23 protein-coding genes are annotated in these 25,130 nt (G+C 70.2%); 12 read left to right on the plus strand and 11 right to left on the minus strand.

Features of this window, described 5'->3' with window-relative positions:
* The first annotated feature begins 12 nt into the window (after window positions 1-12).
* From C5B90_RS13270 to C5B90_RS13295, 6 genes are all read left to right on the plus strand, one after another.
* Window positions 13-3,225 carry a bacterio-opsin activator domain-containing protein gene (locus C5B90_RS13270; RefSeq protein WP_115882140.1) on the plus strand — a complete coding sequence of 1,071 codons (3,213 nt, stop codon included), beginning with the start codon at window positions 13-15 and terminating at the stop codon, window positions 3,223-3,225.
* A 160-nt stretch (window positions 3,226-3,385) separates the two neighbouring features.
* Window positions 3,386-3,733 (plus strand): HalOD1 output domain-containing protein, encoded by a 348-nt coding sequence (locus C5B90_RS13275; protein WP_115882142.1) that lies wholly within the window; start codon window positions 3,386-3,388, stop codon window positions 3,731-3,733.
* A gap of 259 nt (window positions 3,734-3,992) precedes the next feature.
* The gene (locus C5B90_RS13280; protein WP_115882144.1) at window positions 3,993-4,499 is read left to right on the plus strand and encodes a DUF5810 domain-containing protein; all 507 of its coding nucleotides are present in this window, start codon (window positions 3,993-3,995) and stop codon (window positions 4,497-4,499) included.
* 24 nt (window positions 4,500-4,523) lie between these two features.
* A complete protein-coding gene (locus C5B90_RS13285) occupies window positions 4,524-5,024 on the plus strand; it encodes a DUF5809 family protein (RefSeq protein WP_115882146.1) in 501 nt (166 codons plus the stop codon).
* Window positions 5,021-5,584, plus strand: coding sequence for an NUDIX hydrolase (locus tag C5B90_RS13290; RefSeq protein ID WP_058566376.1), 564 nt, complete (start codon window positions 5,021-5,023; stop codon window positions 5,582-5,584). Before C5B90_RS13285 ends, C5B90_RS13290 begins: the two co-directional genes overlap by 4 nt.
* Window positions 5,585-5,935: a rhodanese-like domain-containing protein gene (locus C5B90_RS13295; RefSeq protein ID WP_115882148.1), complete on the plus strand. Its 351-nt coding sequence runs from the start codon at window positions 5,585-5,587 to the stop codon at window positions 5,933-5,935.
* A gap of 124 nt (window positions 5,936-6,059) precedes the next feature.
* Here the strand turns inward: C5B90_RS13295 and yciH are convergent, their stop codons facing one another.
* From yciH to C5B90_RS13325, 6 genes are all read right to left on the minus strand, one after another.
* Window positions 6,060-6,353 (minus strand): stress response translation initiation inhibitor YciH, encoded by a 294-nt coding sequence (yciH, locus tag C5B90_RS13300; RefSeq protein WP_004976316.1) that lies wholly within the window; start codon window positions 6,351-6,353, stop codon window positions 6,060-6,062.
* Window positions 6,354-6,419: 66 nt separating this feature from the next.
* Window positions 6,420-7,463, minus strand: coding sequence for a hypothetical protein (locus tag C5B90_RS13305; RefSeq protein WP_115882150.1), 1,044 nt, complete (start codon window positions 7,461-7,463; stop codon window positions 6,420-6,422).
* Window positions 7,464-7,610: 147 nt separating this feature from the next.
* Window positions 7,611-8,876: a hypothetical protein gene (locus tag C5B90_RS13310; RefSeq protein WP_115882152.1), complete on the minus strand. Its 1,266-nt coding sequence runs from the start codon at window positions 8,874-8,876 to the stop codon at window positions 7,611-7,613.
* 52 nt (window positions 8,877-8,928) lie between these two features.
* Window positions 8,929-11,214 (minus strand): DUF3488 and transglutaminase-like domain-containing protein, encoded by a 2,286-nt coding sequence (locus tag C5B90_RS13315; protein WP_115882154.1) that lies wholly within the window; start codon window positions 11,212-11,214, stop codon window positions 8,929-8,931.
* 61 nt (window positions 11,215-11,275) lie between these two features.
* Window positions 11,276-12,304, minus strand: a complete 1,029-nt coding sequence (locus C5B90_RS13320; protein ID WP_115882156.1) for a DUF58 domain-containing protein — start codon at window positions 12,302-12,304, stop codon at window positions 11,276-11,278.
* A 5-nt stretch (window positions 12,305-12,309) separates the two neighbouring features.
* The gene (locus tag C5B90_RS13325; protein WP_115882158.1) at window positions 12,310-13,266 is read right to left on the minus strand and encodes a MoxR family ATPase; all 957 of its coding nucleotides are present in this window, start codon (window positions 13,264-13,266) and stop codon (window positions 12,310-12,312) included.
* A gap of 182 nt (window positions 13,267-13,448) precedes the next feature.
* On the opposite strand from C5B90_RS13325, the gene mutS reads away from it, so the two are divergent.
* Together mutS and mutL are read left to right on the plus strand one after the other, a co-directional pair.
* On the plus strand, window positions 13,449-16,217 hold the full coding sequence (mutS, locus tag C5B90_RS13330; protein WP_115882160.1) for a DNA mismatch repair protein MutS: 2,769 nt from the start codon (window positions 13,449-13,451) through the stop codon (window positions 16,215-16,217).
* Entirely contained in the window at window positions 16,214-17,905 is a 1,692-nt protein-coding gene (gene mutL, locus C5B90_RS13335) for a DNA mismatch repair endonuclease MutL (protein ID WP_115882162.1), read from the plus strand. The genes mutS and mutL overlap by 4 nt, the downstream gene beginning before the upstream one ends.
* A gap of 122 nt (window positions 17,906-18,027) precedes the next feature.
* Here the strand turns inward: mutL and C5B90_RS13340 are convergent, their stop codons facing one another.
* Complete coding sequence (locus C5B90_RS13340; RefSeq protein WP_115882164.1) at window positions 18,028-18,285, minus strand: hypothetical protein; 258 nt, start codon at window positions 18,283-18,285, stop codon at window positions 18,028-18,030.
* 153 nt (window positions 18,286-18,438) lie between these two features.
* Here C5B90_RS13340 and C5B90_RS13345 point away from each other — a divergent pair, with 153 nt between their 5' ends.
* A complete protein-coding gene (locus C5B90_RS13345; protein ID WP_058566353.1) occupies window positions 18,439-18,675 on the plus strand; it encodes a hypothetical protein in 237 nt (78 codons plus the stop codon).
* Here the strand turns inward: C5B90_RS13345 and C5B90_RS13350 are convergent.
* The 3 genes from C5B90_RS13350 to C5B90_RS13360 all read right to left on the minus strand — a co-directional run bounded on the left by C5B90_RS13350 (window position 18,629) and on the right by C5B90_RS13360 (window position 21,035).
* Complete coding sequence (locus C5B90_RS13350) at window positions 18,629-19,615, minus strand: 5,10-methylenetetrahydromethanopterin reductase (protein WP_115882166.1); 987 nt, start codon at window positions 19,613-19,615, stop codon at window positions 18,629-18,631. The two genes, C5B90_RS13345 and C5B90_RS13350, sit on opposite strands and share 47 nt — an antisense overlap.
* A 52-nt stretch (window positions 19,616-19,667) precedes the next feature.
* Entirely contained in the window at window positions 19,668-20,423 is a 756-nt protein-coding gene (locus tag C5B90_RS13355; protein WP_115882168.1) for a coenzyme F420-0:L-glutamate ligase, read from the minus strand.
* 117 nt (window positions 20,424-20,540) lie between these two features.
* A complete protein-coding gene (locus tag C5B90_RS13360; protein ID WP_115882170.1) occupies window positions 20,541-21,035 on the minus strand; it encodes a metallophosphoesterase family protein in 495 nt (164 codons plus the stop codon).
* A 60-nt stretch (window positions 21,036-21,095) separates the two neighbouring features.
* On the opposite strand from C5B90_RS13360, the gene C5B90_RS13365 reads away from it, so the two are divergent.
* The 3 genes from C5B90_RS13365 (at window position 21,096) to ddh (ending at window position 24,414) form a co-directional block, all read left to right on the plus strand.
* Window positions 21,096-22,328: an NUDIX domain-containing protein gene (locus C5B90_RS13365; protein ID WP_115882172.1), complete on the plus strand. Its 1,233-nt coding sequence runs from the start codon at window positions 21,096-21,098 to the stop codon at window positions 22,326-22,328.
* A 273-nt stretch (window positions 22,329-22,601) separates the two neighbouring features.
* Window positions 22,602-23,372: a DUF3179 domain-containing (seleno)protein gene (locus C5B90_RS13370; protein WP_115882174.1), complete on the plus strand. Its 771-nt coding sequence runs from the start codon at window positions 22,602-22,604 to the stop codon at window positions 23,370-23,372.
* 115 nt (window positions 23,373-23,487) lie between these two features.
* On the plus strand, window positions 23,488-24,414 hold the full coding sequence (gene ddh, locus C5B90_RS13375) for a D-2-hydroxyacid dehydrogenase (RefSeq protein WP_115882176.1): 927 nt from the start codon (window positions 23,488-23,490) through the stop codon (window positions 24,412-24,414).
* A gap of 45 nt (window positions 24,415-24,459) precedes the next feature.
* Here the strand turns inward: ddh and engB are convergent, their stop codons facing one another.
* Window positions 24,460-25,077, minus strand: coding sequence for a GTP-binding protein EngB (gene engB, locus C5B90_RS13380; RefSeq protein ID WP_058566346.1), 618 nt, complete (start codon window positions 25,075-25,077; stop codon window positions 24,460-24,462).
* Window positions 25,078-25,130: the final 53 nt, after the last annotated feature.

Here is a 25,130-nt window from a genome sequence, read left to right on the forward strand (position 1 = left end):
ACCGTGCTCTGTGTGAGTGACGACGGCGAGTTCGCGGCGTCTCTCGACTCGTCGCTGTCGTCGCTCGACGGAGCGACGACCGTCCGGCACGTCCGCACTCCCGCCGCGGCGCGCGCGGAACTCGTTTCCGCCTCGGCGGCCATCTCTTGTATCGTCCTAGCCGCCCCCACGGCGGCCGGCGACGAGGGGGCGTTCGTCCGCGATGTCTACGCCCAGGGCATCGACGTCCCGGTCGTCGTCGCGGCCGCCGACCAGGAGACCGCGACCCGCGCGGTCGAAGCCGGTGCGACGGACTACGTCGTCCGCGACGACGACCCCGAGACGATGTCGTGGCTCGCCTTCCGCGTCGAGCGGGCGCTCGGCGAGTGCACCCTCGCGCGGAGCCACCGAGACCGAATCGAACAGCAGCGCGTCGTCTCCGAAATCGGAACGCGGGCGCTGACCGCCGTCGACCTCGACTCGACGCTCGACCACGCCGCGAGTCGCGTCCGCGACGTGCTCGACGCCAGTTCGGTCACGATTTTCGAGGGCCTCGACGACGGTGCGTTCCGCGTTGCCGCCACCGCGGGCTGGTCGGCGAGTCGGGGCCACGGACTCGCCGCGGCCGGGGGAACGCAAGCGGTCGAGACGTACCGGACCGGGCGTTCGATGCTCGTCGACGACTTCGACGACGACGAGCGCTTCGAACACGCGAGCGACGCGGGCCCGTCGGGTCCGAAAAGCGGAATGAGCACGGCCATCGGCGGCGACGACACCCGGTGGGGAGCCATCGCCGTCCACGGCGTCGCCCGCGGGCAGTTCACCGACGACGACGTGCTCTTTTTGGAGAACATCGCTGCCGTCGTCGGCGCGGCGACCGAGCGGCACGAGCTGAAAAGCGCCCTCTCGGAGGTCTTAGAGCGGATGGACGAGGCGGTGATGGGATTCGACGCGGACTGGCGCGTCACCTACGTCAACTCGACGGCCGAACACGGCCTCGGGATGTCGGCCGCGGCGGTGTTGGGGACGCGCATCTGGGACTCGGTGCCCGAGGCGGCCGTCTTCCGCGAGGAGTTCGAGCGCGCGATGGAGCGACAGGAGCCGGCGACCTTCGAACAGTACTACGACCCCCTCGAAACGTGGTACGCGGTTCGGGCGTACCCCTCCGAGACGGGGCTCTCGGTCTACTTCACCGACATCACGGAGCAGTTGGAACACGAGGTCGAAGCCGAGCAGTACGGGCGGATGCTGGCGGCCGTCGCCGACGCGGTGTACGCGCTGGACGACGAGGGGCGGTTCGCGGCGGTCAACCCCGCGTTCGAGCGACTCACCGGACTCGACCGTGACCACGTCATCGGGTCGTCCACGGCGTTGCTCACCGAGAACGCGAGTGCGACCGACGGCAGTGACGAGGCGTTCGCGTCGACCTCGCAGGGAATCGTGGAATTGGATCTGCGGACGCCCGGCGAGGAGGTCATCAGAGTCGAAGACCACCGGACGCCGCTGGTCGTCGGCGGCGAGGAAGTCGGCTCGGTCGGCGTCCTCCGCGACGTGACGAAGCGACACCGCTACGAGCGCCTGCTCGCGACGCTCCACGAACGGACCCGAGAGATGATGGGCGCGACCGAACGACAGGCGGTCCTCCGGGCCGCCGTCGACACCTGCGACGAGGTGCTCGGCGATGCCCGGACGGAGCTGTTCGTCTTCGACGAGGCGGACACGAGCCTCGTCCGCGTCGGCGCGGCCGGAACCGGCCTCGGCGACAAGCCGGTCGGGAGCGGCCTCGACCGCGGCGGGGTCTGGGACGCGTTCGTCTCCGGCGAGGTCCGCGTGGTCGAACTCGCGCCCGACGGGGGCGTCGTCGACGGCGTCGAGCGCGTCATCGCCGCGCCGCTCGGTCGGCACGGCGTCCTCGTCACCGGCCACCCCGGCACCGTCGCGCCCGATGAGGTCGACGTGGAGCTCGTGAACCTGCTTTCTGCGACGGTCGAGGAACTGCTCGACCGAATCGACGCCGAGGCGGAGCTACGCGAGCGCGACCGCCGGCTCGAGGCCCAGAACGAGGCGCTCACCCGACTCGACCGAATCAACGCGACCATCCGGAACATCAACCAGTCGCTCATCCGCGCGCCGACACGGGGTGAGGCGCTCTCGGCCGTCGCCGAGCACCTCGTCGACGCCGACGACTACGCCATCGTCTGGCACGCAGAGGCCAGGGACGTGGACGAGACGTACCGGCCGACGAGCGACGCGGTCCACGGTGCTGACACCGCCTACGCCGACCGACTTGGAGAGGTGGCGTCCGCGGAGCCGCTGTTTCCCCTGCTCGAAGCCGCGGTGGAGACCCGGGAGATACAGGTGATAGCTGACGTGCTCGACGACCCCGCGTGGGCCGACCACCGCGGCGACGCCCTCAGCTACGGGTTCCGCGCTATCGCGGTCATCCCCGCAGTCGCCGACGACCGGGTGGAGGCGCTGTTCGTCGTCCACGCCACCGGCCCGGACGCCTTCGCCGACGACGACGGCCTGCTCACCGACCTGGGCGAGACGGTCGGCTACGCCCTCGCGGCCACCGGGCGCGCCGACGCCATGCTGACCGAGCGCCGGACGGACGTGCAGGTACAACTCGGCGGCGACCGGTTGTCGCTGTCGCGGCTCGCCCGGCGGGTCGGCCACGCGGTGAGCCTCGGGGGCGTCATCCCGCAGTCCGACGGCTCCGTCATCGCGTTCGTCGCCAGCGACGCGGAGCCGGAGGACGTCGTCGCCGCCGGGGGGGACATCGCGACGCGCGTGCGCCATGTCTCGACCGACGATTCGGGGTCTCTGTTCGAACTCCGCCTCCCGCGGGAGTCGCTGTTCGAGACGCTGTACGCCTCTGAGGCGACCCTCCGCGCGCTCGACGCGACGCCAACCCAGACCACGCTCACCGCCGAGGTGCCGGAGCGAATCCGGGTCCGGTCGTTCGTGGACGCGCTCGACTCGAACTACCCGGGGACGAGTCTGCTGTCGCGGCGGACCGCGGACGACGGCACCGAGTCGCCGCAGACGTTCGCTGCCGAGATGCGCGCGGCGTGGACGAGTCGCCAGCACGAGTCGATTCGGGCGGCCCACCTCGCCGGCTTCTACGAGTGGCCGCGTCGCAGCACCGCCGAGACGCTCGCCGAGACGTTCGACATCAGCGCGCCGACCTACCAGTACCACCTGCGCGCGGCCGAGCGAAAGCTGGTCGAACGCGTCTTCGAGTGAGGACGTACCACGTGCTGACCACGTTACCAGCTGATTTTCAGTTGCGGTTCTAGGTACCTAGAGGTGGCGCGCGTGTCACCACTAGTTGGATAGCAGCGACCGATATATCCCCGAGCGTCATCGGCATGGGTGTCGGCGAGGCGCCGACGCGAATCGAACCATGGATGAAACTCGCGTGTTACCGGGCAGCGATGTGGGATGGAATACGGGGACGACCGACGAGGTCGTCGCCCAACACGACTGGAGCGGACGAGACACCCTCGCGGTGACAGTCGTCACCGCGACCGCTCAACTGAACGGCGTGGACGCCATCGAACTCCCACCGTTGTCCGAGACTATCGACCCCGACGCACTCTGCCAACTGTTCGCTCCGCTGGCGCGGGCACCGGTGACGGACGACGGCACCCGCGGGTCGGTCGTCCCCTCGCGCGGTCGAATCGGGTTCCGGTACGCTGCCTGCGACGTGACCGTCTGGGCCGACGGAACGGTCATCGTCAAGTCCGCCTGACGCATCGACACACGAACGAATCGGTATCACCACCACCACCCACCACCACACGACGCGGCACCTCGTTCGGTGCCGCGAGAGCCGCCTGTCGCCCGCGACCCACCCACCACCGCGCGGGCGACCCGGCCACATTTCCTTTGACGACCGACGACGCCGACGCGGCGCGATGCGACACGATACGACACGACGCGATGCGATGCAACACGGGGCGACGCGAGAGTGCGACGGATTTTGGTACACAGAGCCGCTACCGGAGGGCATGGGATACGCCTGTCCGGTCTGCGACGCGCCGCAACGCGACGAGACGCACCTCGCGAACCACCTCGCGTTGCAGGCCATCGTCCACGGCGACGACCACGAGACGTGGCTGGACGAACACGCCCCCGAGTGGGCCGACCTGAACGCCGACTCGCTCGGCCCGCTCGTCTCTGACCTCGCCGAGGAACGCGAGTTCGACGAGGTGTTCGAGGACACGGTCGACCGCACGGGGGGCCGCGGCCACAATCACGCGCACGGACAGGAACACGACCACGACATCCCCGACCGACAGGCCCAACCGTTCGGCGGCTCCGGCGGGTCACAGTCGCTGTCGGGGGACGCGGCGCGCATCTTCGAGCAGGCGCAGTCGCTCACCCGCGAGATGTACGAAGAGGAAGAAGCCGGCGAGGACGCGGGGGGCGACGACGCCGGCGATGCCGACGAGACCGGCGACGCCGGTGAGAACGACAGTGTCGACGACGACGACACGGACAGGAAAGAGTCGTAAGTCCGGGCCCCGAATCGACTGGCGATGGAAACCCACGGGACGATTGCTCCGGCGTCGCTCGACGAGGCCGAGGCCGCCTTCGACCGCGTCGGACCGACCGCACAGGTGGTCGTCCGCGAGACGGCCAAGGCGATGGAGTTCGACCGCGAGGAGTACAGCGAACGCGTGACCGGCGACGTGGTCGAGACCGTCCGGAACGCGCTGTTCGCCGAGTCGCTTTCGGTCACGGTCGGCACGCGCGACGAGTTCGACGACTGGCGCGCGGCCCACGAGGACTACGAGGTCGTCGAACTCGGCAACCCCGACGTAGAGCGCGTCGCGTGGCACGCGGTCCCCTTCGCCGAAACGGTGCTGGCGACGACGTTCCAAAACGAGGAGGACGCCGCCGTCAGCACGCTCCGACGAAACGCCTTCGGCCGCGTCTACCGCGACACGCTCCTCGGGGAGGAACCCGAGCGCGACGAGTCGCCCGCGGCCGACGATGACGCCGCCGAGACCGACGACGCGGCCGGAGCGGACCGATGACCGACGACGGCCGCCGTCACGAGCGCCTGCCCGACCCCGAGTGGCGCGTGCTGGAGTCCGAAATCGAGTACGACACCGGCTGGTTCACCGGCGGCTACGACCTCGTCGAACAGCCCAACGGGACCACGAAGCGCTACTACTGGGCCGAACTGGCGACCGCGGTCGTCGTCGTCGCCGTCGCGGACGACCACGTCGTCTTCGTCGAGCAGTACCGGCCGAACATCCGCCAGACGCAGCTCGAACTCCCCGCGGGTGTCGTCGAGAAGGGCGAGTCGTTCACCGACGCCGGAGTGCGCGAACTCCGCGAGGAGACGGGCTTCGCCGCCGACTCGGCGTCGGTCATCGGCGACGTGTGGTGTTCGACGGGCGTCCTCCGCCACCGCCGCGGCTTCGTCTTCGCCGAGGGGCTCACGCCGGTCGAACGCGACCTCGACGACAACGAGTTCCTCTCGGTCCGCGCCGTGCCGGTCGAAGAGGCCATCGAGCGGGCGACCGAACCGCCGACGAACGACGCGACCGTCGAGGGCGTCCTCCTCGCCCGCGACGAGGGCCTGCTGTAGATGGTCGACGAACTCTCCCCCGCGGAAGTCGAGGAACTCCTCGACGGCGAGGACCCGCCGCTCGTCGTGGACGTGAGCACCGAGGCGGAGTTCGCGCTCGGGCACCTACCGGGGAGCATCAACGTCCCGCTCGCGAACCTCGTCTCGCACCTCGACCGCGTCGCGGGCGCGGAGCGCATCGTCACCGTCTGCCCGCGGGGCGAGGCGAGCGTGCAGGCCGTCCGCCTGCTTTCCGCCTACGAGGGGACGGAAGACGCCCGAATCGAGAGCATGGCCGGCGGACTCGACGCGTGGGACGGCCCGCTCGAAGAAGGCATCGACGAGGGCGAACGCGACGACGGACGCCGCTGAGCGGCGGCGTCGCTGACGCGTGACGCGGCCGCGGACACGAGCGGTCAGACGGCTAGCGGACTAACAGCTCGTGTGCACTGAGTTGCTTCGAAAAATCTCGACGGCGGGCTAACTCAGAGGTCGGTCACGCGACGTTGAACCCCTTTTCGCGGAGGAAGTCCTCCACGCGGCCGCGGTGGTTGCCTTGGAGTTCGATGGAATCGTCTTCCACGGTTCCACCGCAAGCGAATTTCGACTTCAGGTCCGACGACAGGCTGTCCATGTCGACGTCCTTCGGGTCGAATCCCTCGATGACTGTAACCTCTTTTCCGTAGCGGCGCTCGTCGATGCGGATGACTATCTCCTGAGACTCTTTCGCCACGTCCTCGCAGACGCAGAGCTCTTCAGGGAGCCCGCACGTCGAGCAGACTTCCGACATTACAGTGTGGACCTACAGGATGGGGATATTAAACAGTATCGGGAGGCGGGGTTGCCGTCCCCGGCTTCAAGCGCCCGAGTCGTCCGTGGACGACGTTTCCGATTCGTCGTCCGTCGTCGCGTCGTCGGTCGTGGTCGTGCCGTCGTCAGCGTCGGACTGCTCGTCGGTGGTCACCACGGGTGCGCTCCCGTCGGCGTCCTTCGCCCGCTTGTCGTTGCCGGGCGGCGTCTCGGGGGCGTTGCCGCCGTCTGCGTCGTCGGACGTGCCCTCGGACGCGTCGCCGGTCACGTCGGTCGCGTTGCCGTCGGTGGCGTTCTCGGCGTCGGCGCGGACGTCATCGGCGCGCTCGCTCGCCTCAGAGCGCGAGTTTCCCGGGGCGTCACCTTGCCCCGCGTCGTCAGGTCGCCCGCCGTTGTCGGCTTTCGACTCGTTTTCGGCGCGCTCGCGGCCGATACCCTTGCCGGGGTTGCCCGCGAGTTCGCGGGCGATTTCGGCCACTTCGGGGCCGGTGAGTTCGCTCGCGTTCGTGCGGAGCCTGTCGAGTTCGGCCGTGTCGACGCCGCGCGCCGAGAGGTCCTCGGCGGGGACCGTCGAGGCGGCGTCAGCCGTCTGGTTCAGCATGCTCCGGGTGCGTTCGATATCGGCGACTGTTTGCGTCAACCGCGCGCGATACTGGCCCTCCGAGAGAGTGCCGTTTGCACGCTGGGCTTCGAGGCGGTCCCTGCGCTGTTCGAGTTCGGTGAGGCGCTCGCGTACCGTCTCGACCTGCGTGGAAACGACTGCGGCCTTCGAGGCGTTCGAGTTCGCGTTCGCGAAGCGCGCTTCGAAGGTACGGCGTTCGAGTTCCCCGTCGGTCTCGGAGCCCTGCACGCCGATGACGGCGGACAGGCGCTGACCGGGGAGCGTCTCCGACGACGCGGCGCTGTCGTTGGTCGCCGTGTCGTTGGTCGCGCTGTCGTTTGCGGTCGTCTGTGCGACAGGAGCGGCGGCCGAGCCATCGGTGGCCGTTAGTCCCATCGGTCCGGCCGGGGCGGCGAGAGCGAGCGGTGCGCCAACCGTCGCCAGCACCACGGCGGCGACGACGACGAGCGCAGCGGTTCGTCGACTCATCACTCTCGTTTTGGAACCCCGTTCCGATATAAACGTGCGGTCGTGCCCGCGAATCAACCCCAGTCAACGGCAGTTTGAGAGTCGCGGTCAGGTCGTCGCCGTCCCCCGATTAGGGACCGACCACCGACCGAAACGGTCGTAAGAAATTTATACCTCTTCTGAGTCGCCGTCGTCGCCGTCCTCGTCGTCTTCCGGCAGTCGGAGGACGTTCTCGCGACCGAGTCGGAAGCCCTCGATGGTCCCCTCGTCGCGCATCCCGCGGACGACTTTGCTCGTCTTCGCGTCGGTCCAGTCGAGCGCGCCGGCGACCTCCTGTTGCTTGATGCGGCCCCCGCGGGACTCGATGAGCCGGAGGACGCGCTCTTCGTTGCTAAGGAGTTCCGGCGGCGGACTCGGCTCGCCGTCGTCGCCCGCGTCGGCATCATCGGCGGCCGCGTCCGCACCGGCCCCAGCGCTCGCCGCGGTAGCCGCGTCGTCGGCCGCCGACGCCGAAGCCGCATCCTCGGTGGCCGAGGTGGTCGAGTCGGCGGACGCTCCGGCGTCTGTCTCGCCGGCCGCACCGGCCGCGTCTGCGCCGCCGTCGCCGCCGCCGAGCGCGCCCCGCGAGCGGAGATAGAGCGCGCCGGCACCGACGAGGACGACGAGGGCGAGCGCGACGAGCGCGGTCGTCGTCGGGAACGGGTCGTCGCCCGCGGCGGGCGTCTCCGAGTCGGTCGGGGTCGGGCTCGCCGTCGCGGTCGTTCCGGGCCCGCCCGCGCCGCGTTCGAGAACGACGTTCGGCTCGCCCGAGACGAACTCGGTCTGGGAGCCGCGCCAGATGACCGTGTGCTCGCGCGTCTCGTCGCCCGCGGGTTCGATGGTCGTCGCGCCGTACTCGTCGGGCCACGAGAGGATGAGCCGGGAGCTACTGTCGAGGAAGAAGCCCTCGATGGCGTCGCCGACGACGAGGCGGTCGCCGTCGACCGCCGCGAAGTTCGACCACTCGAAGGAGTAGCTGACGACGCCGAAGCTATCGGGGAGCGACCGCGTCTCGGCGGCGACCGAGACGTTCGTCGCGGCCATCTCCCGGCCGGTGGCGTTCTCGGCGGCTCCGACGGTCGATGCGATGCGGTCTGCGAACGCCGAGGTGTAGTCGTCGGGGTTGGCCCGCACGTCGTCTCGGAGCGTCTGGAAGGCCTCGGTCGTGTTCTCGTCGTCGAGCCGGGTCCAGTACTGAATCTCCCAGCGGGCGTCGCCGCTCTCGGAGACCTCGACGACGATTCGCGTGCTGTCCGGTTCGACGCCCTGCTGGACGAGCGGTTCGACGCCCGGACCGCTCGCGGGGGCCTCCTGTGCGGCCGCGGTCGGCGCGACCACGGCCAGCACACAGAGGGCGGCACACAGGACTGCGAAGACAGCGTCTCGTGTCGCCATTGAGCGTTCGTGCGAGCGCACGCAGAAAAAGTGACGCGGTTCTTCCCGCCGTTCAGTCCGTCCAGCGTCTGACGAGCGGCAGACGGGCGCGGACGACGGCGTTCGCCGCGGCCACGGCCTCGTCGGCGTCGGCGCGGGTGACGCCGTCGCCGTACTTGGCGCGCTCGTAGAGTCGGCCGACCTGTCGGGTCCGCTCGTCCACGCCGACGCGGGAGAGCGAATCGAGGTACGCCCTGACCGTCTCGCCGGGGCGACGCGGCCGGTAGTCGCGTTCGAGGGCGAGTTCGAGGCGGTCGTACGCCCGGAACACGTCGTCTGCCGGCGAGTTGGTGCGCCGCTGATACGCCGCGGTCGCAAAGCGGAGGTGCGCCGGGAGCCGGGTCCGCCTGACGCCGGCCACGACGCCGAGGAGGCCGACGAGACCGACGAAAACCGTCTCCCGTGACGGCATCTCGGGGGCGAGTCCGTCGTCCTCGTCCGCTTCGGCCTCGCCGTCGCCGGTCGGCGTGATGCCGAGGCGCTCGTCGATGTTGGGGCCCGGCGCGCTGCTGTCGACGGGCGTCGAGTTCGTCTCGGTCCCGTTTTCCGTCGGCGTCGCGGTGTCGTTCGCGGTCGTCGTGGGCTGTTCGGTCTCGTTGGACTCGACGTTCGTCTCGTTGGTGTCGACGCCCGTCTGGCCCTCGGTGCGGGCGTCGCTGAGGGTCGTCGACTCCGCGTCCTGTCGCGGGCCGGCGGGCGTCGGGTCGAAGCGGACCCAGCCGGTGTCCTCGAAGTAGACTTCGACCCACGCGTGGGAGTCGAGGCCGCGGACGACGTAGCGGTCGCCGTCGACGCGCTCGCCGGTCGTGTAGCCGGTGACGAAGCGCGCCGGGACGCCCTCCGAGCGGAGGAGCACCACCATCGTCGAGGCGTAGTAGGTGCAGTAGCCGGCGTCCATCTCGAAGAGGAACGACTCGGCGATATCGCCGTCGGGGCGGGACACCCGGAGCGAGTACTCCTTGTTGGCTTCGAGCCACTCCTCGACGGCGACGGCCTTGTCGTACGGCGTCTCCGCGTCGCCCGTTATCTCGGCGGCGCGGTCGCGGACGCGGTCGGACGTGCTGTCGGGGAGCGCGAGATACCGCTCGCGAATCTCGTCGGGGTAGTCGGTGCCGGTCCGTCGGAGCGACGCCGCGGTGTACTGCGGGACGGCGCTCGTGACGTTGTAGGTCTCGCCGATTTCGACGACTCGGTCGGGCCGGAGGTTCCCCTGCTGGGTGACGAGCGTCTCGTTTTCGATGGCTCCGGAGACGGCGACGGGCCGCCACGCCGCGGGCATCGAGTCGAGCGGCGTCGCCGGCGTGACGGTCTGTCGGACCAGCCGCGACGGACCGTCTGGACCGGCCAACCGGCCGCCCTCGTAATCGCGAGTGTCGCCGGTCCTGACCCAGCCGTCGCCGGTGTAGCGGTCGAACGTCGCCGTCTGCCAGTAGTCCGGCGACGTGCTCTGGACCTCGAAGCGGACCTGCGGTGAGAGGCTGATGCTCCCGACGATAGAGATGCGGTCGTCCGCACTCACGAGGCTGGCCTCGACGGTCGGCTGGTCGGCCACGCCCTCGTCGGGGATGACCGGCGACCCGCCCGCCCCGGGAAGGACCGTGACGGTGGCCGAGAGGACGATCATCGCGGCGAGGACGACCGTCAGCACGTCGAGTTGGCCGCCGGCGCTCCCGAAGCGGTCGATGCCGTCGAAGCCGACTGCGGCCATGCCCGCGCCGACGCCGAGGAGCGTGAGCGTCCCCGTCGCGTCGGTGGTGAGGACGAACAGGCCGAGGCCGCTCCCGGCGACCGCGACGGCCGGCGCGATTCGCCCGCGGATGGCGAGATACCACGCGAGGAACACCGGGCCGGGCGTCACCGCGAGCGCCCACACGTCGGCCGACAGGAGCCGAAGCGCCGAGAGACCGCTGAGGAGCGCGAACGTGTCGGCCAGCAGGCGCTCCGGCGAGAGCAGCGCGACCTGGCTCTCGGGGAGCGCGAGGAAGTACGCCGCGAAGCCGCCGGCGGCGATGAGGACCGCGAGGGCGAGCGCGTATCTGGGCCGGAGCGTCCAACCCACGACGGTCGCGAGCGTGAGCGTCCCCGCGGCGAGGAGGACGAACTGGTCGCGGCGACCCACGACGTTCGTGATGTCGTAGACGACCGCGAGGAACGTGCCGATGAGGACCAGCGAGGCCGCCGTCGCGAGGAGGTTGGCGGGAACGCCGAAGACAGTGTTCGTCGCGGATGACGACGCCGATCCCGACGCGGTCGCGGCCGACCCCGAATCCGAGCCACGCCGGTTCGTGTCGGTGCTCATCGCGGTACCTCCGGGCGCGCAGGGATGCGTCTCGCGCCGTCAAAACGGTCGCGCGGGACCGTCACGCCGACACCCCCGAGTCGGTTCCGCGGGTTCCGGCGGGACTCGCCGCGCCTCGGGGCGACGAAGCCGTCGCGTCGCCGTCGGCGCGCAGGCGGTCGAACGTCGTCTCGCGGCCGCCGAGCGCGACGCGGGTCTTCCCGGCGTCGCCGCTGACGACGACCTCGGCGGTCTCGTCGGGGACCGACCCCGAGCGAAGCCGCGAGAGGTGGACGAGAACGCGCCGGCGGTCGCCGGGCGTCGCCTCGACGACTCCGGCGGGCGAGGTGAGGTGGACCGGAACGCCGGCGTCGAGGAGCGCACAGCAGAGCGTCGCGGCCGCCTCGGCCACGTCGTCCTCGTGGCCGTCTGTCGCGCCGGCCGAGACGCGCACCGCGTCGGCCGTGACCCGGTCGTCGTAGGCTTTCACCACGAGGTCGCCGGACTTGGCGCTCGACTTCCAGTGGATGTCGCGGAGCGGGTCGCCGGGGACGTACTCGCGCAGGCGGTCGAACTCGGCGCGCTCGTTGGTGCGCCCCGCGTCGGCGAGCGCCGAGAGGTCGCGGCGGGCCGCGGTGCCGAGCGACCGGACCCGCGGGAAGACGAGCACCTCGGTCGTCCCCCCGGCGGTGAACGACTTCGAAAACAGCCCGAGGATGTCGCGGGCGACGACGGTCGCCGGACCGAGCGTCGCCGGGCCGCGGGCGCGGTAGGTCACCTCGTAGTCGACGCGACCGTCGCCGACGACCGAATCGACCGCGGTGTCGCCGTCGAGGCCGGGTGAGAGCGCGTCGGTCGTGGTCGCCGGAAACAGCCTGTCGGCGTCGAGGTCGAGCGAGACGGTGCGCGTTTCGCCGGGGAAGCCGTCGTCGGGGGCGACGCGCTCGACGCGGGGCGGCGAGACACGCCAGACCTGCACCGCGCCGACGACGAGGCCGACGGCGACTGGGACGACGACGGCGTTGAGCGCCCGCGGGCCGTAGGCGACGGCGTTGGCGACGCCGACGACCACGACCGCGACGGCGACCCAGCCGCGGAGGGTGAGCCTCATCGGTTTCACTCGACCGGGACGGTATCGAGCGCCCGCTCGACCACGTCGCGGCCGGAGCGCTCGTCGGTCGTCCGGACGCGGTGGGCCCAGACGCTCCGCACCTCGCGTTGCACGTCGTCGGGGACGACGTAGTCGCGGGCGTCGAGGGCGGCGCGGGCCTGCGCGGCGCGGACGAGCGCGATGGAGCCACGGGGGCTCACGCCGAGGTCGGCGCGCGCTCTGGTGTCGGCGGCGAGCCGAGAGACGTAGCGCCGGACCGGCTCGCTCACCGTCACCTCGAGGATTCGCTCGCGGGCGTCGCGCACGTCGCCCGCCGACGCGACGGGTTCGAGCGACTCGATGGGATGGTGGCCCGAGACGCGGCCGAGCAGTTCCGTCTCCTCAGCCTCGTTGGGGTAGCCGAGGTGAATCTTCTTCATGAACCGGTCGAGTTCGGCCAGCGGGAGGTCGTACGTCCGGTCGGGTTCCACGTCGTTCTGGGTCGCGATGACCGTGAAGGGGTCGGGGACGCGGCGGGTGACGCCGTCGACCGTCACCTGCAGTTCTTCCATGACTTCGAGGAGGGCGGCCTGCGTCTTCGGCGGCGCGCGGTTGATTTCGTCGCCGAGGACGACGTTCCCGAAGACCGGTCCCTCGCGGAACTCGAACTCGCTGGTCTGTTGGTTGAACACGTTCACGCCCGTCACGTCGGACGGGAGGAGGTCGGGCGTGAACTGAATGCGCTCGAACTCCCCCTCTATCGAGGTGGCGATGGCGCGGGCGAGCATCGTCTTGCCGACGCCCGGCACGTCTTCCAAGAGGAGGTGGCCGCGGGCGAACAGCGCCACGATGATGTCTTCGATGGCGTCGTGGTGGCCGACGATGACTCGTTCGACGTTCTCGGAGATTCGTGTCGCGAGATCCGACACCGCCTCGACCGAGAGCGCGGGGTCGAAGTCGGCGTCTGCATGTGCATCAGTCATTGATATCCCGGATTTCCCACCGACCGTGCCGCGGGGCGGCGGGACTCTGTGTGTTAGTATTGCCTCAGTCTACCTAACCTTGCTGGGTGTGTGCACGGTACAACCGGGGCGACGGGCGGCGCACGACCTCGGACCGCGTCGTTCCCGGCCGTTTTTATTGCTCGGCCGCCCGCCTTGTGGGTATGAACGCGGACGCCCAGCGAGAGGCGGTGTACGGCGCGCCGCCGGAGATGCTGGAAGTGCGAGACGACCTGACGCCGATGCTCTCGCAGTACGCCGACCTCTGCGAGGAACACGACGACGCCGTCGTGCTGTTTCAGGTCGGCGACTTCTACGAGGCGTTCTGCGGCGCGGCGGAGGCCGTCGCCCGCACCTGCGAGGTGACGCTGACCCAGCGCGAGGACTCCACCGGGACGTGGCCGATGGCCGGCATTCCCATCGACAACGCCGCGGGCTACCTCGAACGCCTGCTCGACGCCGGCTACCGGGTCGCGCTCGCGGAGCAGGTCGAAGACGCCGAGGAGGCGTCCGGCCTCGTCGACCGCGCCGTCACCCAACTCATCACGCCCGGCACCGTCGTCGACGAGGAACTGCTCGACGCCGGGCGGGCGACCTACCTCGGCGCGGTCGCTCGGGACGGCGGCGACGCCGAGAGCCGCGACAGCGCCGACGACGAGGGCGACAGCGACACCTACGGCCTCGCCGTCGTGGACGTTTCGACCGGCGAGTGCCTCGTCACCGGGGCCGACCGCGCGCTGGCGCTCGAAGAACTGGAGCGCCTCGCGCCCGCCGAACTCGTCGTCGGCCCGGACTGCGACCTCCCGAACCTCTCGTTCGACCCGATGGAGACGCCGTTCGAACCGGGGGCGTTCGACGCCGACGCGGCCCGCGAGACGCTGTCGGCCTACGCGCCCCGACCGGACGCCGTGGTCGAGTCGGACGCCGAACTCCGGGCGGTCGGCGCGGCGCTCGCCTACGCCGAGTACGCCCAGGGCGACTCGAAACTGGAGTACGTCACCCGCGTCACGCGGTTCGACCCCCGCGAGTTCCTCCAACTCGACGCGACGGCCATCCGGAGCCTCGAACTGTTCGAGTCGCGGAGCGCCCGCGCCGGGAGCACGCTGTTTTCGGTCCTCGACGAGACGGCCTGCGCGCTCGGCCGCCGCCGACTGGAGGCGTGGCTCCGCCGCCCGCTCGTCGACCGCGAGCGAATCGAGGACCGACTGGACGCCGTGGACGCCCTCTGTGACGACGCGCTGGCTCGCGCCGACCTCCGAGAGCACCTCTCGTCGGTGTACGACCTCGAACGGCTGGTCGCCCGCGTCTCACGCGAGCGCGCCGACGCCCGCGACCTGCGCTCGCTGAAGACGACGCTCGACCGGGTGCCGGAAATCCGCGAGTCGCTCGCCGGAACCGATTCCGACCTGCTGGCGGACCTGCGCGACTCGCTGGACGAACTCGAAGACGTGCGCGACCTCGTCGGCGACGCGGTCGTCTCCGACCCGCCGCAGGAGATCACCGAGGGCGGCGTCATCGCCGACGGTTTCGACGCCGAGTTAGACGACATCCGCGGCACCGCCGAGGCAGGCCGCGAGTGGGTGTCGAACCTCGAAGCCCGCGAGCAGGAACGCACCGGCATCGACTCGCTGGAAGTCGGCTACAATCAGGTCCACGGCTACTACATCGAGGTGACGAACCCGAACCTCGACCGCGTCCCCGACGACTACCAGCGTCGCCAGACGCTGAAGAACTCGGAGCGGTTCTACACGCCCGAACTGAAGGAGCGCGAGGACGAGATTCTCCGCGCCTCGGACCGCGCCGACGCCCTCGAATACGACCTGTTCTGCGAGGTCCGCGCCGACGTGGCGACCGAATCGGCCCGGATTCAGGCCGTCGCGGACGCCCTCGCCGACCTCGACGTGCTCCGAACCCTCGCGGACGTGGCGGTGGCGAACGACTACGCCCGACCCGAGTTCCACGCGGGTGGCGCAGACGAGAACGCCGGCATCCACATCGACGCCGGCAGACACCCCGTCGTGGAGCGCGCACAGGACGAGTTCGTCCCGAACCCCGCCGACCTCCCACAGGGGAGCGTCGCGCTCGTCACCGGCCCCAACATGTCCGGCAAATCGACGTACATGCGGCAGGTGGCGCTCGTCTGTGTCCTCGCGCAGGTCGGAAGCTTCGTCCCCGCGAAGTCGGCCCGACTGCCGGTCCTCGACCGCGTGTTCACCCGCATCGGCGCGTCCGACGACATCGCGGGCGGCCAGTCCACGTTCATGCGCGAGATGAGCGAACTGACCGAAATCCTCCACAACGCCACCGCTGACTCACTGGTTCTCCTCGACGAGGTCGGCCGTGGCACCTCCACCGCCGACGGCCTCGCCATCGCCCGCGCGGCCACCGAGTTCCTCCACGACGAGGTCGGCGCGACGACGCTGTTTGCGACCCACTACCACGACCTCACCGACGCGGCCGACGACCGCGAAGGCGTGTTCAACCTCCACTTCACCGCCGCGCGGCGCGACGGCGAGGTCACGTTCCTCCACAGCGTCGCCGACGGCCCCTCATCGTCGTCCTACGGGGTCGAAGTGGCGCAGTTGGCCGGCGTGCCGGCGAGCGTGGTGGCGCGCGCTCGTGACCTCGTGGACGAGACCGACGCCGGAAGCGCGGACGACTCCGACGCAGGCGTCGCTGCCGCCACGAATGGCGAAGTCGACGACACCGCCGAAGACGGAACGCTCGCCGCCTACGTCGATGGGTTGGAGAACGGCCACCGAGAGAGCGAGAATCCGAACCGAGCGACTGCGACAACCGCGACAACCACGACGGCCGAACCGGACCCCGAACTCGAAGCCGTCGCCGAGGCGCTCCGCGAGGCCGACCTCGTAGACACCACGCCGTTGGAGGCGCTGAATCTCCTCTCCGACCTCAAAGGAAAACTCGAATGATTCGCCGACTCGACCCGGAGACGCGCTCGAAAATCGCCGCCGGCGAGGTCGTCGCTCGCCCCGCGAGCGTCGTGGTCGAACTCGTGGAAAATGCGCTCGACGCCGGCGCTGAGACCGTCGAAATCGAGGTCGTTGGCGACGGTACTGAGCGAATCCGCGTTGCCGACGACGGCCGCGGGATGGCCGAGGCCGACGCCGCGCTCGCGGTCGAGCGACACACGACGAGCAAACTCTCGGCGGCCGACGACCTCGAAACAGTCGAGACGCTCGGCTTCCGGGGCGAGGCGCTGCCGAGCATCGCCGCGGCCGCCGCCCGCCTCGAACTGACGACGAACGACGGCGGCCCGCGGGGGACGCGAGTCGTCGTCGACGGCGGCGAGGACGCGACCGACGGTGAACACGGAAAGACCGTCTCGCCCGCGGGACGGGCGCGCGGGACGACCGTCGAAGTGACCGGCCTGTTTTCCGACCGCCCGGCGCGGAAGAAGTCGCTCGCGTCCCCGAAAGCCGAGTTCGCCCGCGTCTCGGCGGTCGTCACGCGCTACGCGCTCACGCGGCCGGACGTGCGGTTCGTCCTGCGACACGACGGCCGCGAGACGCTCACGACGCCCGGAACCGGCCGCTTCGCCGACGCGCTCTTGGCGGTGTACGGCCGCGACGCCGCGAGCCACGCCTCGGCGTTCGACTCGTCGCGGGAGGTCTCGACGGCCGGCGAGACGGCCACGGTCGAGGTCGACGGCGCGCTCTGTCACCCGGAGGTGACGCGCTCCCGACGCGACCACATCCACGTCTCGGTCAACGGCCGCGCCCTCGCCGACTCGCGGCTCCGCCGGGCGGTCGCAGACGGCTACGAGACGCTCCTGCCCGACGGGCGCGAACCGGTCGGCGTCGTTCGACTCCGCCTGCCGCCCGCGTGGGTCGACCACAACGTCCATCCCGCGAAGGACGAGGTTGGCTTCAGAGAGGCCGACGCGGTCGCCGAGGCGGTCGAGGCGAGCGTCCGCGACGCGCTCTCGACGGCCGACCTCCGCCGAAGCGGCGAGGTGGCGATGGACCTCGATAGCTCGCTCGCGCCCGTCGAGGCCGCGTCGGTGTTCGACGACCTCCGCGTTATCGGGCGCTTCCGCGGCCTGTATCTGCTCTGTGAGGCCGACGACGAACTCCTCGTCGTCGACCAGCACGCGGCCCACGAGCGCATCAACTACGAGCGACTCCGCGAGGCGGTCGAGTCGGCGGGCATCGACGCCGTCTCCGTCAACCCGCCCGCGACCGTCTCGCTGTCGCCGACCGACGCCGCGCTCCTCGACGCGAACCGCGACCTCATCGAGGAACTGGGGTTCCGCGTCGCCGAGTTCGGCGACGGGAGCGGGAACGACACCTACCGCGTCGAAGCCGTGCCCGCGCCGCTCGGCCGGCCGTTCGCCCCGGACGCGCTCGCGGACGTGGTGGCCGGCCTCGCCGCCGGCGACGACGCCGACCCCCGGGACGAACTGCTCAAAGACCTCGCGTGCCACCCGTCGATAAAAGCCGGCGACGACCTCGGAGACGACGAGGCCGCGCAGTTAGTCGAGCGACTCGGCTCGTGCGAGACGCCCTACACCTGCCCGCACGGCCGGCCGACGGTCCTCTCTATCGACGAAGAAACGTTCGTCCGCGGATTCGGCCGACGAAGCGGTCGGCTCGGGTAGGTCTCGGGGAGGTCTCTGCGGGAGCAACGTTGCCGAGCCACCCCGACTGAGTCGTGCGAAGTGGCGCGGTGGCTCAGAGAGAGATAGTTACCAGATAGTGACTAGCATTGCGCGACCGGCCGCTACCAGTCCTTGCAGTCCAGACAGACGTACTCGTCGCCGTCGAGCCACCGCTTTTGGACCGACTCCCCGCACTGCGGGCACGCCGCGGCCTCGGGCGTCCACCGATAGGTGGCGAGCGTGCTCACGTCGCGGTCGTCGGCGTCGCTGGCATCGGTATCGCTGGCATCGGGTGAGTCGTCAGCGCCGTCGACAGCCGTCGGTTCGTCGGCAGCGCCGTCGTCGTCGCCGGCGAAGTCGTCGAGCGAGCGGTTCGGCATGACTCAGCGTCCGTGGGCGCGGTCCTTATCGGTGCCGACCGAGCGGCGCGGTGGACGACCGCCGCGAACAGGGGGGCGAGGCGAGTTTCACCGGTCGGGTGAGCGCCGTGCGAAACCCACACAATCAATACCCCCGACTCCCGAGAGTCGCGCATGGCAACACTCACGGACTTCGTCATCGCGCTCCTCACGAGCGTCCTCGAACTGGTGGTGACCTTCGCCGACGTGGCGCTGAGCGACCCGCTCTCGACGGTGAGTTTCCTCTTCGGCAACATCTTCATCCTCCTCGCCGTCGGCGCGTTCGCCTACGTCACCCTCGGCGCAATCGGCGCGGAACTCGGGATTATCGGTGTCGGTTCGTCGACCGGTAGGCCGCCGCAGCGAGAGTAATCGCTTCTTCGAGGTCGGGGCCGACCGGCGACCCGACCACGACGCCATCAGCGTGTTCGAGCAATGCGTCCATCTGGTCGGCCACGTCGTCCGGCGTCCCGGCCATCGAGAAGGCGTCTATCATCGCCGGCGTCACGAGGCCGAACGCCTCGGAGAACGCGCCGGCGGAAATCTTCTCGCCGATGTCGCTCGCGCGGTCGGCGTCGATACCGTGTCTGTCGAGGACCGGCGAGGCCGCTCCGGCGGTGATAAACGCGACAGGCGGGCGGGCGGCCTCGCGAGCCGCGTCCGCGTCCTCCGAGACGGAGACGCTGGCGTAGGCGGCGAGGGTGAACTCGCCGCGCGAGTCGGGGCGGTCCTCGACGCCGATGTCGACCTGTTCTCTGGCCCACGCGAGGTCGTCGGGGTGCGAACCGTTGAACAGCAGGCCGTCGGCGTGCTTGCCGGCCATGCGGCACATGTGCGGTCCCTCGCCGCCGACGTACACCGGCACCTCGCCGGGCACGTCGAAGTTGAGGCCGGCGTCGGTCGCCTCGAACGTGCCGTCGTGGGTGACGCGCTCGCCGTCCCAGAGCTTCTGTGCGACCTTGAACGCCTCCAGCACGGAGCGGAGGCCGCGCTCGTCTTCGAGGCCGAGGTTGCGGAGCGTCGAGGGGTCGCCCGGGCCGATACCGAGGAGGCCGCGGCCGCCCGAGGCCTCGGCGACGGTCGCCACCTTGCCGGCGAGCGTCACGGGGTGTAGCTCGTAGGGGTTGGCGACGCCGGGGCCGAGGCGGATGTCGTCGGTCTCGGCCGCGAGCCGCGCGAGGACCGCGAAGGGGTCGCGGTTGTTGTAGTGACACGAGACGAACAGGGAGTCGTAGCCCTCGCGTTCCGCCTGCGTGCCCAGTTCGACGAGGTCGTCGACGGGATGTTCCGGGGTGAGTTCGAGTCCGAGCATAGTGTGAGCGTGGTGTGTGCGTGGTCTGAGCGTGAAATGGTGAAGCGAGTCGTCAGGGGTCGTAGCGCCACTCGCGGAGCGCCTGTCGCACGAAGTCGCCGTCGATGTCGCGGAAGTGGGCGTCGCTTTCGCCGTGGTCGCCCCACTCGAAGTCGCGGACGACGACGACGGGCGTGCCGCCGTCGCCCTCGCCCTGCACGAGGTTAGCGGCGGCGGCGAGTTCGTCCACGACGCTCTCGACGGTGACGCCGAGTTCTCGGCCGTCGCGGTCGGCCTCGCCGCGCCAGTCCCGCGAGGCGCTCAGCCCCGCCCAGCCGATGGCGACGCCGCGCTGGCCGTGTCGGAACGGCCGGCCGCAGGTGTCGGTGACGACGACTCGGTCGGCGTCGATGCCGGCGCGGATGCGCTCGGCCGACTCGCTCGGGCGCTTCGGGAGCAACAGCAGGTCGTGGTCGGGGACGTTCGAGCGGTCGATGCCGGCGTTGACGCCGACGTGGCCGAACCGCGTCTCCGTCAGGAGGAACGGCTCCGACATGACGAGGTCGACGCTCTCTTCGAGGACCGCCTGCGCGAACCGCGGGTCCTTCTCGTCGCCGGTCAGTTCGGCGAGGCGGGCGGCGAGTTCGCGCGCCCGCGGGCCGGCCGGGAAGTCGTCGAGGTCGGCGAACCGCCCTTCGGCCTTCGAGACGACGGTGGAGGCGACGCAGACCACGTCGTCGGGCCGGAGGTTGACGCGCTCCGAGACGAGGGCGGCGAGGTCGTCGCCCTCGCGAATCTCGGGCACGTCGGGGACGGGAAACAGCTCCATACCGAACCGGAAGGCGAGGGCGGTGAAAAACGACGGGATGCTGGCGAACCGGGCCGGTATCGCAGGCGGGCGGCCGGAAGCGGTTCTGGTGCGAGACAGTACGACGACGCGCCGACCTCAGTCGTCGCGAACGACCTCGACCGACAGCGTGCCGTCGACGACAGAGCCGACCATCATCGTCGCGTCGTCGCCCGGATTCGCCGCCGTCGCGGTGCCCGGGTTGAGGACGCGGACGCCGTCGACCACCTCGTCGACCACCTCGTGGATGTGGCCCGCGACGCCGACCGCACCGTTGCCTGCGGCGTCCCTGACCGCGTCGGCGACGCGGGACTCGTAGCCCGTTCTCGTGCCCGTGCCGTGGGTGACGACGAACGTGACCCCCTCGACCTCCGCGACCTCGACGAACGGGAGGTCGATTGCCGGCGGGTCGATGTTTCCGCGAACGCCGACGAACCGCGCCGAGAGGTCGCGGAGGCGGTCGAGCGTGTCCGGCGAGTCGAAGTCGCCCGCGTGAATCACGAGGTCGGCCTCGCGGATCCGTTTTTGGACCCACGGGGGAATCCCGTCGGCCCGCCCCGGAACGTGCGTGTCGCTCAGGATAGCGAGTCGCATACCGACACCACGCGACCGGCCTGAATAGTCGTTTTGTCAGTCGCTGACGTAAGTCACGATATGCCACACGTCGTCACCGTCTTCCTCCGACACGGCGGCCGCATTCTCCTCGCCCGCCGGAGCGAGTCTGTCGGAACGTATCAGGGCCGCTGGGCCGGTATCTCCGGCTACGTCGAGGGCGACCCCGCTGACGCCGAGCGCGACGCCCGGCGCGAACTCGCCGAGGAGGTCAGCGTCCGCGAGGCCGACGCCGACCTCGTCCGAGCGGGAGCACCCGTCTCAGTCGCCGACGGAGGGCACGAGTGGACCGTCCACCCGTTCCTGTTCGACGCGCGGACACGGGACACCGAGCCGAACGAGGAACTCGCCGCAGTCGAGTGGGTCCAGCCGACCGCGATTCGGGAACGCGAGACGGTCCCGGGACTCTGGACGGCCTACCGCCGGGTCGCGCCCGCGGTCGAGACCGTCGCCGACGACGAGGCCCACGGGTCGGCGTGGATTTCGCTCCGGGCGCTGGAAGTCCTGCGCGACGCCGCCTCCGAGGCGGACTCGTTGGAGGCGGTCGCGTCGGTCGCCCGGCGACTCCGCGACGCGCGCCCGAGCATGGCCGCCGTCGAGAACCGCGTCAACCGCGTTATGGCGGACGCGGACCCTGAACCCGAATCGGTTCGCCGCCGCGCCGAGGCGGCCATCGACACCGCCGCCGAAGCCGACGACGCGGCGGCCGCCCGAGCCGCCGAACTCGTCCGGGAGCGCGAGGACGACCGACTCGCCACGCTCTCGCGGTCGGGGACGGTCCTCGCGGCGCTCGAAACCGCCGGGACAGCCGTCCTCGTCGCCGAGTCCCGACCAGGCGGCGAGGGTGTCGGCGTCGCGGAACGACTCGCCCGAGGCGGCATAGACGCGACGCTGACGACCGACGCGGCGCTCCCCGGACTCGTCGCGGGCGGGGGAGCAGACGCCGTCCTCCTCGGGGCCGACTCAGTGCTCGCGTCCGGCGGCGTCGTCAACAAGGTCGGAAGCCTCCCCGTCGCGCTCGCGGCCGCCCGCGCCAACGTCCCCGTGTTCGCCGTCTGCGCCCGCGACAAGGTTCGCGGCGACGACCGCTTCGTCGGCGAGGACGCGGGCGCGCTGTACGACGGAGAGGAGACGGTACGGACCGAGAACCCGCTTTTCGAGGCCGTCGCCGCGGACCTGCTCTCGGGCGTCGTCACCGAGGACGGCGTGTTGGACGCGGACGAAATCGGCGCGGTCGCGGCCGAACACGCCGCGCTGGCGGCGTGGGACGGCTAAGGTGGAGGCGCTGACCCATCTGGAGACCGCCGGCACCGTCGTCATCGTCCCATCGCCGCCCGGCGGGCCGAAAGGGGTGGATTCTTGACCGTCCGAACCCGACGGCGACACGGTGGCGATGAAGAAGGTTACCCCCACTCAGCCCCTTGTGATGATGGATTTCATCCGAGCCACCAACTACTGACGACCGCGAGACGCGTCTCCTTTCCCGGGCCGTGCGACATTGACGCACGACACCCATGAGGTCTCGGTCCCACCAGCCGCAGTTGTCGCATGGACCGACGGGCATTTCTCGGCGTCTGTACCGTCGCCACCGCCGGAATTGCGGGCTGTACCGGCGGGGGCGTCCGTCCACCAGTCGCCGGCTTTCCCGCGCCAGAGAACCCCGACCCGGTCGTCCAACACGGCTTTCCCGGCACCGTCTGCGACGACCCGCCGAACCCGTTCGTGGGAATCGAGGCGATTCTCGAACCTGCGGTCGGTCCGAGTTGGGAGGGACGAAAAGTCGCCGAGAAGTACCGCTTCGGTTACGAGGTCGGGGCAGGGCTCTCCGACGACGCCTTCGTCATCGGCGTCGAGCGCGGCGGCGCGGCCCGCGCGTACCCGCTTTCGGTTCTCTGGTGGCACGAGGTCGTCAACGACACTCTCGGCGACGACCCGGTGCTCGTTACCTACTGTCCTATCTGCCAGTCGGGAATGGTCGCGACTCGGCGCGTCTCCGGGACCGACGCGGTCTTCCGCGTCACGGGGCATCTCTGGCAACCACCCGCAGTCTACGGGTTCGCCAGCGTGCAGGAGGGTCGGGCGTTCGGCGCGTCCGCCTCGTCGGGCGATGCCGAGGTCCGAAACTCCGGAAATCTCGTGCTCTACGACGACGCGACCGGGAGCTACTGGAGTCAACTGCTGGCGACGGGCATCTGTGGCCCGCAGTCCGGCGAGGAACTGGCGGTACTCCCGTCGTCGGTGACGACGTGGGCGGAGTGGCGCGCCAACCACCCCGACACCGACGTGCTCCTCCCGCCGCCGTGGTCGAAGACGACGTAAGTCGGGTGATAGAAGCCGGGAACTGGACACCGGAGAGCGGAAACCAGAACTCCGAAAACCGGACACCGACGCCGAAGGCGCAACTTCCTTCGTGGGCCGCGGTGACCCCTCGGCCATGCACATCGAACGCATCGCAGTCGACGAGTCGGTCGGTCGCGTGATGCCGCCGAGCCTGTTCGTGGAGGCGCTTTCGAACTCCGACGTTCCCGTCGAACTCGTCGGCGATGACGAGGAGTTCGGGCCGGGCGACGCGGTCGTCTCGTTCGGCCACAGAGACGCGTTCGTCGACGCCGACTGGGTCCACTGCGTTCGCGCCGGCTACGACGAGTTCCCGGTCGCCGACTACGAGGCGGCCGGCACGGCCCTGACGAACAGCACGGGCGTCCACGGGACGACGGTCGGCGAGACGGTCGTCGCCTACATGCTGACGCTCGCCCGCCGCCTCCACGCCTACCGCGACGCCCAGCACGACCGCGAGTGGGACCTCCCACGCTACAAGGAACCGTTCACCCTCGACGGCGAGAGCGTCTGCGTCGTCGGTCTCGGCACGCTCGGGCGCGGCGTCGCCGACCGCGCGGCCGCTCTTGGCATGGAGGTCGTCGGCGTCCGGCGCTCCGGCGACCCGGTCGAGAACGTCTCCACGGTGTTCACGCCCGACCGATTCCACGAGGCTATCGCCGACGCCCGGTTCGTCGTGCTGGCGATACCGCTGACGGATGAGACGACGGGCATGGTCGACGCGCCGGCGTTCGAGGCGATGCGCGAAGACGCCTACCTCGTGAACGTCGCGCGCGGGCCCGTCGTCGACGAAGACGACCTCGTGGCGGCGCTCGACGACGGCGACATCGCGGGCGCGGCGCTCGACGTGTTCGCCGAGGAACCGCTCCCCGCGGAGTCGCCGCTGTGGGGCTTCGACGAAGTGCTCGTCACGCCGCACGTGAGCGCCGCGACGGGGAAGTACCACGAGGACATCGCGGCGCTCGTGCGGGAGAACGTCGAGAAGATAGCTGCCGGCGAATCGTTCACGAACCGCGTGGTGTGAGAGCGAGACGGTCCGGGCCGGAGTGCGGAGGCGACCGCGAGCCGCTCAGAGGAACTTGAACAGGTCGTCGCGGCCCTGTTCGTGGAGGTGCGACCGCAGGGCTTCTTCGAGGTGCGAGATGTCGCCCCGCTTGGCCGTGATGGGCGCGATGACGTTCCGCCACTGCTTCCACGGCGGGAAGAGGCCGAGACGGTCGCAGAGGTCGTTCAGGCGCTCGTCGCGGTCGTCGACCTTGTCCATCTTGTTGACCGCGACCACGGTCGGGATGTCGAGTTCGTCGAGGAAGAAGAACATCTCCACGTCGTGCGGGATGGAGTCTTCGGTGGTGTGGCGGTCGATGATGTCGATGACGCTTTTCCCGTCGACGACGAGGACCGCTGCGAGGATGTCGTCGGCGTGCTCCTCGATGTACTGGACGACGTCGGTCTTGATGGCCTCGCGGGTGTCGCGGTCGACGCCGGACATGAAGCCGAACCCGGGGAGGTCGGTGAACATGAAGTGCTCCGCGTTCCAGTCGAAGTGGTTGGGTTTGCGGGTGACGCCGGGCTTCTTGCCCGTCGTGAATTTGCTGTGACCCGTCAGCTCTCGCATCAGGGTGGACTTCCCCACGTTCGACCGCCCGACGAGGACGATTTCGTCGCGGTCCGGTCGGTCTTGGAACATACCGGTGGTTCGCCACCGCGACAGATAAGATGGGCGGAACGGACGCCGCGCTG

It is taken from the genome of Haloferax sp. Atlit-12N, from assembly GCF_003383095.1.
Taxonomy (GTDB): Archaea; Halobacteriota; Halobacteria; order Halobacteriales; family Haloferacaceae; genus Haloferax.